The sequence below is a fragment of the Pantoea phosphatilytica genome (assembly GCF_051025615.1).
Taxonomy (GTDB): Bacteria; Pseudomonadota; Gammaproteobacteria; order Enterobacterales; family Enterobacteriaceae; genus Pantoea.
On record NZ_JBPFDF010000001.1, the window covers coordinates 505,677 to 519,805 of the forward strand.

The 14,129-nt window shown below is 57.6% G+C and carries 10 protein-coding genes; 4 read left to right on the forward strand and 6 right to left on the reverse strand.

What is annotated here, in order from left to right; all coding sequences use genetic code 11:
* Positions 1-25 precede the first annotated feature (25 nt).
* Complete coding sequence (gene cspD, locus ACR6AS_RS02655; protein WP_111141235.1) at positions 26-247, reverse strand: cold shock-like protein CspD; 222 nt, start codon at positions 245-247, stop codon at positions 26-28.
* 315 nt (positions 248-562) lie between these two features.
* Here cspD and clpS point away from each other — a divergent pair, with 315 nt between their 5' ends.
* Positions 563-883 (forward strand): ATP-dependent Clp protease adapter ClpS, encoded by a 321-nt coding sequence (clpS, locus tag ACR6AS_RS02660; RefSeq protein ID WP_003849318.1) that lies wholly within the window; start codon positions 563-565, stop codon positions 881-883.
* Between the two features lie 52 nt (positions 884-935).
* Positions 936-3,212 carry an ATP-dependent Clp protease ATP-binding subunit ClpA gene (gene clpA, locus ACR6AS_RS02665; RefSeq protein ID WP_293773874.1) on the forward strand — a complete coding sequence of 759 codons (2,277 nt, stop codon included), beginning with the start codon at positions 936-938 and terminating at the stop codon, positions 3,210-3,212.
* 84 nt (positions 3,213-3,296) lie between these two features.
* Here clpA and infA read toward each other — a convergent pair whose 3' ends face one another.
* The 5 genes from infA to trxB all read right to left on the reverse strand — a co-directional run bounded on the left by infA (position 3,297) and on the right by trxB (position 9,196).
* Positions 3,297-3,515 carry a translation initiation factor IF-1 gene (gene infA, locus ACR6AS_RS02670; protein WP_002211347.1) on the reverse strand — a complete coding sequence of 73 codons (219 nt, stop codon included), beginning with the start codon at positions 3,513-3,515 and terminating at the stop codon, positions 3,297-3,299.
* 343 nt (positions 3,516-3,858) lie between these two features.
* A complete protein-coding gene (gene aat, locus ACR6AS_RS02675) occupies positions 3,859-4,551 on the reverse strand; it encodes a leucyl/phenylalanyl-tRNA--protein transferase (protein WP_111138825.1) in 693 nt (230 codons plus the stop codon).
* Positions 4,552-4,584: 33 nt separating this feature from the next.
* The gene (cydC, locus tag ACR6AS_RS02680) at positions 4,585-6,315 is read right to left on the reverse strand and encodes a heme ABC transporter ATP-binding protein/permease CydC (RefSeq protein WP_434161052.1); all 1,731 of its coding nucleotides are present in this window, start codon (positions 6,313-6,315) and stop codon (positions 4,585-4,587) included.
* Positions 6,315-8,084: a heme ABC transporter permease/ATP-binding protein CydD gene (gene cydD, locus ACR6AS_RS02685; protein WP_434161054.1), complete on the reverse strand. Its 1,770-nt coding sequence runs from the start codon at positions 8,082-8,084 to the stop codon at positions 6,315-6,317. The genes cydC and cydD overlap by 1 nt, the downstream gene beginning before the upstream one ends.
* A 143-nt stretch (positions 8,085-8,227) precedes the next feature.
* Positions 8,228-9,196, reverse strand: a complete 969-nt coding sequence (trxB, locus tag ACR6AS_RS02690) for a thioredoxin-disulfide reductase (protein WP_111138822.1) — start codon at positions 9,194-9,196, stop codon at positions 8,228-8,230.
* A 520-nt stretch (positions 9,197-9,716) separates the two neighbouring features.
* On the opposite strand from trxB, the gene lrp reads away from it, so the two are divergent.
* Both lrp and ACR6AS_RS02700 read left to right on the forward strand, forming a co-directional pair.
* A complete protein-coding gene (lrp, locus tag ACR6AS_RS02695) occupies positions 9,717-10,211 on the forward strand; it encodes a leucine-responsive transcriptional regulator Lrp (RefSeq protein WP_006118610.1) in 495 nt (164 codons plus the stop codon).
* Between the two features lie 118 nt (positions 10,212-10,329).
* Complete coding sequence (locus ACR6AS_RS02700; protein WP_434161056.1) at positions 10,330-13,974, forward strand: DNA translocase FtsK 4TM domain-containing protein; 3,645 nt, start codon at positions 10,330-10,332, stop codon at positions 13,972-13,974.
* The last annotated feature ends 155 nt before the right edge of the window (positions 13,975-14,129 follow it).

The following is a 14,129-nucleotide window of genomic DNA, read 5'->3' on the forward strand; positions in this document are numbered from 1 at the left end:
GATCGGGTTCAGCGACGGGCGGCGGTCAGGCGACGGCCTGTGCCTCAACCGGGACGATGAGGCTGGCGTGATTGCCTTTCGGGCCTTCATGCACATCGAACTGAACCTGCTGGCCTGCCTTCAGCGTTCGGTAGCCCTCCATCTGAATGGTGGAGTAGTGCGCAAAAATATCTTCGCCACCGCCGACCGGACAGATAAAGCCAAAGCCTTTGGAATTGTTGAACCATTTAACTGTGCCCGTTTCCATGCTTTTACTTCCCTCGCAAGACATTTTATAAGTAGGTGAGGTCTTTAGCGCTGTGAGTCGCATTTGATTAAAACTCAATCAGCCTGTGCAGGTAGAATGTAGAGTAAGCGCCGCTGGCGTCAAGCAAACCACCGGGCCAGGTGGGGAAAAATTCATCAAAATTTGAGGCAGTTAACGCTATTACGAATTTTGTGATGCAGGTCGCGCAGGGAAATTTCTGAATAAATTTTCAGCAGCGATCTGCCGCTTGACAGGCATGTTAAACTTGCAACATGAAGCCTCAGAAAGGCTAAAGCACAATCTCAACGGAACACTATGGCAAACACAAACGACTGGCTTAACTTTGAACATCTGGCCGAAGATAAAGTACGCGAAGGATTAAAGCCACCTTCAATGTATAAAGTCATTCTGAATAATGACGATTATACACCTATGGAATTTGTTATTGACGTTGTACAAAAGTTCTTTTCTTATGATGTTGAACGTGCAACGCAACTGATGTTGAAAGTTCACTATCACGGCAAAGCGATCTGTGGTGTATTTACTGCAGAAGTCGCGGAAACAAAAGCGGCCCAGGTGAACAACTATGCGCGGGAAAACCATCATCCGTTGCTGTGTACGCTGGAAAAAGCCTGAACCCGTCTCCATATAGGAAGCTGGTAAGGGCGATAATTGGGGGAGGTGCCTAATGCTCAATCAAGAACTGGAACTCAGTTTAAATATGGCTTTCGCCAGAGCGCGTGAGCACCGTCATGAGTTTATGACCGTCGAGCATCTGTTACTGGCGTTGCTCAGTAACCCGTCGGCCAGAGAGGCACTGGAAGCCTGTACGGTGGACATGGTGGCTCTGCGGCAGGAACTCGAAGCCTTCATCGAACAGACCACACCGGTGCTGCCCGCCAGCGAAGAGGAGCGCGATACCCAACCCACGCTCAGCTTCCAGCGCGTCCTGCAGCGTGCGGTTTTCCATGTCCAGTCATCCGGTCGCAGCGAAGTGTCCGGGGCAAACGTGCTGGTCGCCATCTTCAGCGAGCAGGAGTCGCAAGCGGCTTATCTGTTACGCAAACATGAAGTGAGCCGCCTTGATGTGGTGAACTTTATCTCTCACGGTACACGCAAAGATGAACCGGGCCAGGCGCCAGGCGCTGAAAATCCGGTTAACGAAGAGCAAGCAGGCGGGGAGGAGCGTATGGAAAACTTCACCACCAATCTTAATCAGCTTGCTCGCGTCGGTGGGATCGATCCACTGATTGGTCGCGATAAAGAGCTGGAACGTACCATTCAGGTCCTGTGCCGTCGTCGTAAAAATAACCCCCTGCTGGTAGGCGAATCGGGTGTGGGTAAAACCGCTATCGCAGAGGGTCTCGCCTGGCGTATCGAGCAGGGCGACGTTCCGGAAGTGATGAAAGAGTGCACCATCTACTCGCTGGATATTGGTTCCCTGCTGGCGGGCACCAAGTACCGTGGTGACTTTGAAAAACGTTTCAAAGCGCTGCTGAAGCAGCTGGAGCAGGACGAGCACAGCATCCTGTTTATCGATGAGATCCATACTATCATCGGTGCGGGTGCGGCATCAGGCGGCCAGGTCGATGCGGCTAACCTGATCAAACCGCTGCTCTCGTCGGGCAAGATCCGGGTAATGGGCTCCACCACCTATCAGGAGTTCAGCAACATCTTCGAAAAAGATCGTGCGCTGGCCCGTCGTTTCCAGAAGATCGACATCACGGAACCTTCTGTCGAAGAGACCGTGCAGATCCTGAACGGCCTGAAAACCAAGTACGAAGCGCATCACGATGTGCGTTATACCGCGAAAGCGGTGCGCGCCGCCGTGGAGCTGGCGGTGAAGTATATCAACGATCGTCATCTGCCCGACAAGGCGATTGACGTGATTGATGAGGCGGGTGCCCGTGCGCGCCTGATGCCAGCCAGCAAGCGTAAGAAAACCATCAACGTCTCTGACATTGAAACGGTCGTGGCGCGTATTGCCCGTATTCCGGAGCAGAGCGTGTCGGCAACCGACCGCGATACGCTGAAAAATCTGGGCGAGCGCCTGAAAATGCTGGTGTTTGGCCAGGACAACGCTATCGAGGCGCTGACCGAAGCGATCAAGATGAGCCGCGCCGGTCTGGGTCAGGATCGCAAGCCGGTCGGTTCCTTCCTGTTCGCCGGTCCGACCGGTGTGGGTAAAACGGAAGTCACCGTGCAGCTGGCGAAAGCACTGGGCATTGAGCTGCTGCGTTTCGACATGTCCGAGTACATGGAGCGTCACACCGTCAGCCGCCTGATCGGTGCGCCTCCGGGCTACGTCGGTTTTGATCAGGGCGGTCTGCTGACCGATGCCGTGATTAAGCATCCGCACGCGGTCGTGCTGCTGGATGAGATCGAGAAAGCGCATCCGGATGTCTTTAACCTGCTGCTGCAGGTGATGGATAACGGTATGCTGACCGATAACAACGGTCGCAAAGCGGACTTCCGTAACGTGGTGCTGGTCATGACCACCAACGCCGGTGTGCGCGAGACCGAACGTAAATCGATCGGCCTGATTCATCAGGACAACAGCAGCGACGCGATGGAAGAGATCAAAAAGATCTTTACGCCAGAGTTCCGCAACCGTCTCGACAACATCATCTGGTTCAGTCACCTGTCACCAGAGGTGATCCATCAGGTGGTCGACAAGTTTATTGTCGAACTGCAGGCGCAGCTGGATGCGAAAGGCGTGTCGCTGGAAGTCAGCGATGAAGCGCGCGACTGGCTGGCTGAGAAGGGCTATGACAAAGCGATGGGCGCCCGTCCGATGGCACGCACCGTTCAGGACAGCCTGAAAAAACCGTTAGCCAACGAACTGCTGTTTGGTTCACTGGTGGATGGTGGCTCAGTGTCAGTGGCGCTGGATCGTGAGAAGGGTGAACTGACCTATCACTTCCTGAGCGCAGAAAAACGTAAAACGGAAGGCACGGTGCACTAAGCCCCGCTGCAGAGATGAAAAAGGCCGGATGATTATCCGGCCTTTTTTTCGCTGCTTAACGCAAAGCGATGAGATTACTGCAAATTAGCGACTACGGAAGACAATGCGGCCTTTGCTCAGGTCGTACGGGGTCAGCTCAACGGTCACTTTGTCACCCGTCAGGATGCGGATGTAGTTTTTGCGCATTTTACCGGAGATGTGAGCAGTAACCACGTGTCCGTTCTCAAGTTCTACGCGGAACATGGTGTTAGGTAACGTATCCAGTACGGTACCTTGCATTTCAATATTGTCTTCTTTGGCCATCGAATCCTCTGGGTGTACTACCTTTCAGTTGAACCGGCAAGATAATGCCCAATCCAACGATTTATGTAAAGAACCGTCGGCGATTTTGCCAACGCTTTGCTGGGGTGCACGCCAGGGCGCGCATCCGGTAAAATTAGGGTGTTTATGTGACGTCTGCAGGGGATTAGCGGGCTAAGAATCTGTATCAACCGGTTACACGCGCACGATTGAAAACAGTTCCGAGAGTGCGTTGAGATTCCCAGCCTGGCAATTCCGGCTCAGGAATGCGAAGCGCGGACGACATACCAAACCTGACCATTATACCACTTAACCGCCTTTATGTGTGCAAAACATCTCGACACGGCTAAAAAAGGGTTTGTGTCTGCCAGCAGCCTTCGCTGACCGGCTGGCTCGCAAGGCGTTGTACATACTGCAGATAGTCAGCCCGCGGGATCTCCTGCGCGCCCAGCGAGGCCGTATGAGGATTGAGCACCTGGCAGTCGATCAGCTGTCCCTGGTGTCGGATAAAATGCTGACAAAAGACCCAGAGTGCGGTTTTAGAAGCATTCTGCTGACGGCTGAACATCGATTCGCCGCAGAAGATTTGTCCCAGCGCAAGGCCATACAGGCCGCCGACCAGCTGCTGCTCATCCCAGACCTCGATGGAGTGTGCGTGGCCCAGTTCATAGAGTCGTAACCAGGCGCGTTTCATCTCAAAGGTAATCCAGGTGCCTTCATCGCGACCGCTGGCACAGCCCTCAATCACGGCGGCAAACGACTGATTCATGGTGACGCGATAGGGTGATCGGCTGTGAAACCGTTTCATGCTGCGGCTGAGATGAAACTGATCAGGCAGCAGCACCGCGCGGGGATCGGGTGACCACCAGAGAATTGGATCGCCGGACGAAAACCAGGGAAAGATGCCGTGCTGATAGGCGTTAAGTAACCGGGCAGGGGAGAGATCGCCCCCCATAGCCAGCAGACCATTCGGCTCGCGCAGGGCCATTTCAGGAGGGGGGAAGTGCAGAGATTCCCGTGACAGTTGAACCAGTCTCATTGCGTTATGTTACCCATCAGCGTTTCGCTATGACTATAACGCAATACGCTGCCGGAAACGCCAGTAGCGACCTGCTTTTGAGATTAATTCGGCATGGCTGCCCTGTTCGATAATTTCGCCATTATCCATCACGCAGATACGATCCATCTGTTCCAGACCGCTGAGCCGATGGGAAACCATTACCACAGTCTTACCTGCCGTTAACTGCTGCAGAAGCGCGAGGATGTGCTGCTCGGTAGTAGCATCCAGGCCTTCGGTCGGTTCATCCAGCAGCCAGAGATCGCCATCATGCAGCAGCGCGCGTGCCAGCGCGAGACGACGCAGTTCGCCGCCGGAAAGCGGGCGACCGCCTTCGCCCATCCAGGCGTTCAGCCCTTCCGGGGTCTCATGCAGACGCTGCAGGCCGACATCATTCAGGGCGCGGATAAGCCGGTCGTCGCTGGCGTCCGGGCAGGCCAGCAGGAGGTTATCGCGCAGGCTCTGACTGAAAAGGTGAACCCGCTGCGTGACCACGCTGATACGCTGACGCAGTTCAGACTCTGACCAGGTTGCAACGGGCCGATCGTTAAGGCTGATTACGCCGTGCTGACTCTCCCAGCCACGGGTTAACAGCGCCAGCAGCGTAGATTTCCCGCATCCGGTCGGCCCCAGAAGCGCAATGCGTTCGCCTGCACCCACCTCAAGGCTACAGCGGTTCAGCACCTTCTCCGGACGGCCGGGGTAGCTGAAGTCAACCTGGTCGATGTGGACGGTCAGGCTGCCGGGCCCGGCCGTTGAGTCTGCCGGAAAAGCGATCGTGGGGGGCTGATCGATCACCTCACTGACCCGCTGCGTGGCCGCGATCACCTGCGACATCGGCAAAAACGCCCCGGCGATCGGAGCCAGTGCTTCGAAGGCTGCCAGCGAACAAAACACCACCAGCGCAATCAGCGAACCGGGTAGCTGCTGGTCGCTGATGGTCGCGGCGCTGAGCCAGAGCAGCAGAGTGACCGTCACGCCGCTGATCAGCAGCAGCAAACTCTGTGCCGCCGCCTGCAGATGCTGTTGCTGGCGCTGAGCCTGCTGCCAGCGCTGTTCATCCTCATCGAGCTGCTGACGCCACGGCTGCGAAGCGCCATACAGCGTCAGTTCCGCCTGCGCCGACAGCCACTGCGTCAGCTGTAAACGCCAGCGGGCGCGGCCACGGGCAATTGCCGTGCCGGCCGGTGAGCCGAGGCGATAAAACAGCGCGGGCATCAGCACCAGGGTGGCGAGCATGATCCCGCCCAGCGTCAGTGCCAGCGGAACAGCGATCAGGCTCAGCCCGAGCGTCACCACCACAATCACCACAAAGGCGCCCGTCAGCGGCGAGATGACACGCAGATAGAGATGATCCAGCGTATCGACATCGGCCACAAAGCGGTTAAGCAGATCTGCCTGGCGGAACAGCGACAGCTGGCCCGGCGAGAGCGCCATCAGACGACCGAACGTATGAACACGCAGATGCTGCAGAACCCGGAATGTCGCGTCGTGGCTGACCAGGCGTTCGGCATAGCGTGCGGCCGTGCGAATGATCGCGGCTCCGCGTACGCCCGCCGCAGGCAGCATATAGTTAAAGGTATAGAGTCCGGCAACGCCCGCCACGGATGAGGCGGCAAGAAACCAGCCGGAAAGGGTCAGCAGGCTGATGCTGGCCAGCAGGGTCACCATCGCCAGCACGATACCCAGCGCCAGGCGGAACGGGTGGCGCTGCCAGAGACGAAGAAAAGGACGCAGGGCGGACATCACTGGATCTCCTGTTGACGATGCTTCAGCATCTCGCTGAAGGCACCCGGCTGTTGCGAGAGTTGCTGCCAGCTTCCCTGCTGCACCAGTTTACCTGCTTCCATGACCCAGAGGGTCTGCCCGTGGCTCAGCGTGTCGATCTGATGGGTAATCATCAGCGTGGTCTGACGGGCCGCGGCCTGGTTCAGCGCCATCATCACATGACGTTCACTCAGCGCATCCAGGCTGGCGGCAGGTTCATCCAGCAGTAAAAGATGGGCGGACTTATAGAGTGCGCGCGCAACCGCGATGCGCTGCGCCTGGCCCACAGAGAGCTGATGGCTCCCTTCGCCTGGCGGCGTGTCGATGCCCTGCGGGAGACGGGGCAGAAACTCGGTAATGCCGCATGATTCAAGCAGTGCGTTAAAACGGTCGGGCTCACAGGCGGCACCCATCAGAATGTTGTCGCGCAGGGTGGCGGCCGGTAACTGAGGATTCTGCCCCACCCAGCTAAGCTGCTGATGCCAGTCCGTTCGCCGTATTTCACGCAGTTCCGTGCCATTGACCCTCAGGGATCCCTGATAGGGCAGGAAACCCAGCAGGGCGTTCATCAGGGCGGTTTTACCGGCCCCGCTCTGGCCAACCAGCGCAATCTGTTCATACGGGGCGATGGAGAAGGTGAGGGGACCACACAGCAGCTGGCCATCGGGGGCGCAGACGCGCAGATCCGTGGCGATCACCGAGACAGCGTCACTGGCGGAAAAGGGCTGCTGGCCCTCCTGCGGGGCGGCGTCGGGTGTGGCCTGCATAAAAGCTTCAAGCGCATCGGCACCGCCGACCGCCTGCGCTTTAGCATGATAGAACGCGCCAAGATCGCGCAACGGCTGGAAAAACTCCGGGGCGAGGATCAGTACCAGAAAACCGGCGAACAGCGTGACGCCCTGGCCGTAATCGCCGAAATGGAGTTCGCCCAGATAGGAGAAGCCAAAGTAGACGGCCACCACCGCAATCGCTAATGAGGCAAAGAACTCCAGCACCGCAGAGGAGAGAAAGGCGAGGCGCAGCACCTCCATCGTCCGCTGGCGAAAATCGGTGGTGGCGGCGGCAACGGCCTGCTGCTCGGCGGCGCCGCGATTAAAGAGCCGCAGCGTTTCGCGGCCGCGCAGGCGATCGAGAAAGTTCCCGCTCAGCCGGGCCAGCACCAGGAAGTTGCGGCGGTTCGCCTCGGCTGCGCCCATTCCCACCAGCGCCATGAAGAGCGGAATCAGCGGCGCGGTAACAAACAGGATCAGACCGGCTGTCCAGTTCAGCGGGAAAACGGTCAGAAGAATGCAGCAGGGGATCAGCGCCGCCAGGGTCATCTGCGGCAGATAACGCGCGTAGTACTCCTGCATCTCTTCAATCTGCTCCAGCAGCAGCGTTGCCCAGCTTCCGGCGGGTTTTCCCTGAATCCATGCCGGGCCCAGCTCAGTCAGCCGATCCAGTACCTGCTGGCGTAACGCCTGGCGGATGGCCTGTCCGGCCCGGAATCCGGTCAGTTCGCGGGCATAGTTGATCAGGGCGCGCAGGACAAAGCAGAGCAGCAGCAGCAGGATGCTGAACGTCAGGGTTTCGCGCGGTTGCCCGTCGATAATCAGGGCCTGCAGCAGCGAGGCCAGCAGGGCCGACTGGGCGATAATCAGCAGGGCTCCTGCCATGCCCAGCAGCGTATTGAGCCGCAACCAGCGACCGGCGAAACGACGTTGCTGACGAAGCCAGCGGGTAAGATGCTGCTGCCGCGATTTGTCCATGCAAGACCATGATAAATGTCGATGAGGGGGAAAACAGCAAGCGCGTCTCGCGCGCTTCAGAGGCAAGAATCTAGCATGAGGGCAATAAAAAAGGCGACTGAAAAACCGTCGCCTGGAACATTTGAGATCAGAGAGTTAACAACTTACTGATCGTTTTTAACCAGTCCGTCAAGAAAACGCTCAGCGTCTAACGCAGCCATACAGCCGGTGCCCGCTGACGTGATCGCCTGGCGATAAATATGGTCCATTACATCGCCTGCCGCAAAGACGCCGGGGATGCTGGTCTGGGTGGCATTGCCGTGCAGACCTGACTGTACTTTGATGTAACCGTTCTCCAGCGCCAGCTGGCCCTCAAAGATGGCCGTGTTCGGGCTGTGTCCGATAGCGACAAAGAGACCAGCTACTTCCAGTGCTTCCGTCTCATCGCTGTTCTGGGTAGAACGCAGCGTCAGGCCGGTTACACCCATCTGATCGCCGGTTACCTCTTCCAGCGTGCGATGGGTGTGCAGCACGATATTGCCGTTACGCACTTTTTCCATCAGACGGTCGATCAGGATCTTCTCGGCGCGGAAGCTGTCGCGACGGTGAATCAGATGCACTTCAGCGGCGATGTTCGCCAGATAAAGGGCCTCTTCAACCGCCGTGTTACCGCCACCGATGACCGCCACTTTCTGATTGCGGTAGAAGAAACCGTCACAGGTTGCACAGGCGGAGACGCCTTTGCCTTTGAACGCCTCTTCAGAAGGCAGGCCCAGATAGCGCGCTGACGCACCGGTCGCGATGATCAGGGCATCTGCGGTGTACTCGCCGCTGTCGCCCGTCAGGCGGAACGGACGGTTCTGCAGATCCACGGTGTGGATATGATCAAAAATGATCTCAGTATTAAATTTTTCGGCATGCTCGTGCATACGCTCCATCAGCGATGGACCTGTCAGATCGTGCGGGTCGCCCGGCCAGTTTTCCACCTCAGTGGTGGTGGTCAGCTGTCCGCCTTTCTCCAGACCCGTGATCAAGACCGGATTCAGGTTGGCGCGTGCAGCATAAACGGCTGCGGTATAACCCGCTGGGCCGGAGCCCAGAATGAGTAACTTACTGTGTTTGGCCGTACTCATGCGTTCCTCAGTTTCATTCGGCTGACATAGCCTGCGATTGTAGGGAATATCCGGCGGCAATGACAAGGCTTAGCCAATTTTGTTAACGATAGCTGCAAACGGCGTAGACGATGAGTGACCTTTTTGCCTGGCCAATGCGCCAATAGGGGGCAAAACTCGGGTTAAAGCGGTGCAGGAGTGGAAAAATACTCATTTAAAAACAGATACCCAGCGGTCTGTCTGGCATCTTGTCCTGAATTTGGTGATTTTACTTTGACAATCGCCTGCGCATTTGCGAAAACATTATCAGAAGTGAATAACATTTATCGGCACAAAACAGGTTTTCCTCGCCTGTTTTGCACGTAACGCCGGATAAAAGCAGCCTGATATGGATAATGACGCATGATGTGGACAGACAACATGCGTCATATCGATAGGTCTCACCACACAGGTTCTGTTAGCTCACTTCAGAAATGCCCCGAACAATGAGCGTTTTCAGGGCGTGGCAGGTAAAGGGAAGGAATTAAGAGAGACAATAATAATGGTAGACAATAAGAAACGCCCCGGGAAAGACCTCGACAGAATTGACAGGAACATTCTGAACGAACTTCAGAAAGATGGTCGCATTTCAAACGTAGAGCTTTCCAAACGCGTAGGCTTATCGCCTACGCCATGCCTTGAGCGCGTGCGCCGCCTCGAACGTCAGGGATTTATTCTTGGCTATACTGCGCAGCTGAACCCGCACTATCTGGATGCCTCTCTGCTGGTATTCGTTGAGATTACTCTGAATCGTGGCGCGCCGGATGTGTTTGAACAATTTAACGCCGCTGTGCAAAAACTTGAGGAAACTCAAGAGTGTCACCTCGTTTCTGGTGATTTCGACTACCTGCTGAAAACGCGCGTACCTGATATGTCTGCCTATCGTAAGCTGCTGGGTGAAACCCTGCTGCGCCTGCCGGGCGTAAACGACACGCGAACCTATGTGGTGATGGAAGAGGTCAAACAGAGCAATCGGCTGGTGATCAAAACCCGCTGATGCGGCGCAGGTGCAAAACCTGCGAGATTTCGGTACACTCCTGTGAATTCATACAGGATCAGCGTCGGGCTTGCCCGACGCTGTTGCTTCTTACTTTACAGGCACCTGGAGAGTCCTCTTGAGCCAGGAATATACAGAAGATAAAGACGTTTCGTTACAGTCGCTGAGCAGTGGACGCCGTCTGCTGGAAGCGATGCTCATTCTGGTGGCGCTGTTTGCCATCTACCTGATGGTTTCTCTGGTCAGTTTTAATCCTTCCGACCCGAGCTGGTCGCAGACGGCCTGGCATGAACCCATTCACAATCTCGGCGGCAGCCCCGGTGCCTGGCTGGCCGACACCTTACTCTTCATCTTTGGTGTGATGGCGTATGCCATTCCGCCCGTTATCCTGGGGCTGTGCTGGATTGCTTTCCGGCAGCGCGATAACCAGGACTATTTCGACTACTTTGCGGTCGGACTTCGCTTAATTGGCGTGCTTGCGCTGGTGGTGACAACCTGTGGTATGGCGGCGCTGAATGCCGATGATATCTGGTACTTCGCCTCCGGCGGCGTGATTGGCAGTCTGGTCAGTAATGCCATCGCCCCGTGGTTCAGCCCGGCGGGCGGCACGCTGATGCTGCTCTGCGTCTGGGCGGCGGGCATCACGCTCTATACCGGCTGGTCATGGCTTACCATTGCCGAGCGGATTGGTGGCGTGGTGATGGGCGTACTGACGTTTGCCAGTAACCGCTCACGTCACGATGAGCCGTGGCAGGAAGAGGATGACGAGCGCGATACGCGTGAATATGCCGATCTGCCTGAGATGAGCGGGGCGGATCAGGACGACGATGTCCTGCTCTCTGCGCCGCGCGCGGCGTCACAGCCCGATCCGCTGCTGGCGAAAGCCGCCGCAGCAACCAGCGCCGCCGTCGCAGCGACCACCGAAGCGGCTGGCGTCGCACCTGCCGTCGCCGCTCCGGCTGCTGCGGGCACACCTGCGCCTGCGGCTGTGGATACCGCGCCAGCGCCGGTTGCGGCAACCACACCAGCCCCGGTTGCCCCTGCTGCCGCTATTCCTGCCTCACAGCCTGTGACTGCCGCCGGGCAGAGTGCGCCTGCGTCTTACAGTGCTCCAGCGGCTGCACCGAGCGCACCCGAACCTTACACTGCGCCAGTGGCTGCGGAAGCACCCGAACCTTACCGCGCGCCGTCAGCAGCGCAGACTGCATCTGCTCCGGCAACCTCTCCGCCGCTTTATCATTTCGAAATGCCGGACGAGGCACCCGCCGCGCCAGCGTTCAGTGCTTATGACGATGATGAGCCCCGGATGGGCAACTGGCGGGATGCGACTGCGGTCCCTGCCGCCGCGACCGCAACAGCGGCCGCAGCCGCAGCCGCATCGGCCACACGAACTGCGCCTGTGTTTGACTTAGCCCCTGAAACCCCGGTTAATCCGCAGGTTAAACAGGGCATCGGTCCAGCATTACCACGCCCTAACCCGGTCAAACTGCCTACCCGCCGCGAACTGGCTTCGTACGGTATCAAGCTGCCGTCTCAGCGCATGGCAGAAGAGAAAGCCCGGGCGGAAGAGCGTGAATCAGCACCGGCAGAGAGTCAGACTTCGGTTGCTGAGGCTGAAGAGGCGCAGCAGCAGGCTGAACTGCGCCAGGCCTTCCAGTCTGAACAGCAGCAGCGTTACGGCGCCAGCTGGCAGCAGGATGAGGAAGAGGAGCAGGATGCACAGCAGCAGGATGCGCTGGCGCGTCAGTTTGCTGAGCAGCAACAGCAGCGCTATCAGCCTGACGTGAAGAAAGAGCCGGTACTCAATATCGATACCGCCTCTGCGTTTGATTTTTCACCGATGAAAGATCTGGTGGATGATGGCCCGACCGAACCGCTGTTTACTATCGCGGCGACACCGGAACCGGAAGCGCCAGCGGTTTCACATGAGCCCTGGCAGCAGGTGAGCGAGGTTGCAGAACCTCAGGCTGCGGCTCAGGTGCCTGCGCCGACCCATTTAGCCCCTGCGGAGCCCGTTTACCGTGCCCCTGCGGAGCCCGCTTACAGTGCCCCGGCTGAACCCGCTTACCGGGCACCGGTCGCGCCCGCTGCAGCGGACTATACGACGCCTGCGTCTTCGTCTGCGTATGGTGCACCTGCCGCGCCTGCGGCACCGGCATACCCGTCACCGGCTTATGGCACGCCAGCCGCGCCTGAACCTGTTGAAGAAGCGAAGCCGTCACTGCATGACAGCCTGATTCACCCGTTCCTGATGCGTCATGAACAGCCGCTGGAGAAACCCTCTACACCACTGCCTTCGCTGGATCTGCTGACCGCGCCTCCGGCAGAGGAAGAGCCGGTGGATATGTTCTCGCTGGAGCAGACTGCCCGTCTGGTCGAAGCGCGACTGGGCGATTATCGCGTGAAGGCGGAAGTCGTCGGTATCTCGCCCGGCCCGGTCATCACCCGGTTCGAGCTGGATCTGGCACCCGGTGTGAAAGCCGCGCGTATCTCCAATCTGTCGCGTGACCTGGCGCGTTCACTCTCCACCGTCGCCGTGCGCGTGGTAGAGGTGATCCCCGGAAAACCTTATGTGGGTCTGGAACTGCCGAACAAACATCGTCAGACCGTCTACCTGCGTGAAGTGCTGGACTGCCCTAAATTCCGCGATAACCCGTCACCGCTCTCTGTGGTGCTGGGTAAAGATATTGCCGGGCAGCCGGTCGTCGCCGATCTGGCCAAAATGCCGCACCTGCTCGTCGCCGGTACTACTGGTTCCGGTAAGTCTGTCGGCGTCAACGCTATGATTATCAGCATGCTCTACAAGGCCACGCCTGAAGAAGTGCGCTTCATCATGATCGACCCGAAAATGCTGGAGCTGTCGGTCTATGAAGGCATTCCGCATCTGCTGACCGAAGTCGTCACGGACATGAAGGATGCGGCCAATGCGCTGCGCTGGAGTGTGGGTGAGATGGAGCGTCGTTATAAGCTGATGTCAGCCCTGGGCGTGCGTAATCTGGCGGGCTACAACGAAAAAGTAGAGCAGGCAGAGGCGATGGGTCGTCCGATTCCCGATCCGTTCTGGAAGCCGGGCGACAGCATGGATATGACGCCGCCGGTGCTGGAAAAACTGCCTTACATAGTGGTGATGGTCGATGAGTTTGCTGACCTGATCATGGCCGTGGGCAAAAAGGTTGAAGAGCTGATTGCGCGTCTGGCACAGAAAGCCCGAGCCGCCGGTATCCACCTTGTGCTGGCGACCCAGCGTCCTTCGGTGGATGTGATTACCGGGTTGATCAAAGCGAACATCCCGACGCGTATCGCCTTTACCGTCTCCAGCAAAATTGACTCCCGTACCATTCTCGATCAGGGCGGTGCCGAATCTCTGCTGGGCATGGGTGACATGCTCTATATGCCGCCGAACTCCTCCCTGCCGATTCGCGTTCACGGTGCATTTGTGCGTGACCAGGAAGTGCATGCCGTGGTGCAGGACTGGAAAGCCCGTGGCCGACCACAATATATCGACAGCATTACCGCAGGCGAAGAGAGCGAAAGCGCGGGGGGGATGGACAGTGATGAAGAGCTGGATCCGCTGTTTGATCAGGCCGTCAGCTTTGTGATCGATAAACGCCGGGCGTCGATTTCAGGCGTTCAGCGTCAGTTCCGCATCGGTTACAACCGCGCGGCGCGTATCATTGAGCAGATGGAAGCGCAGGGTATCGTCTCTGCACCTGGCCACAACGGCAACCGTGAAGTGCTGTCGCCTCCGCCGCACGATATGTAGCAGGCGATATATTTTGAAACATGATTCAATGAGCCAGTTTCGACTGGCTCATTGTTTTCAGGGGGCTAACCCCCATATTTTAATCAGCTTTCGGTTTTTTCCTCTGTTCTGATGGCGGAACGGCGACCAGGCTTAATGCAGTAATCGATGGGAAC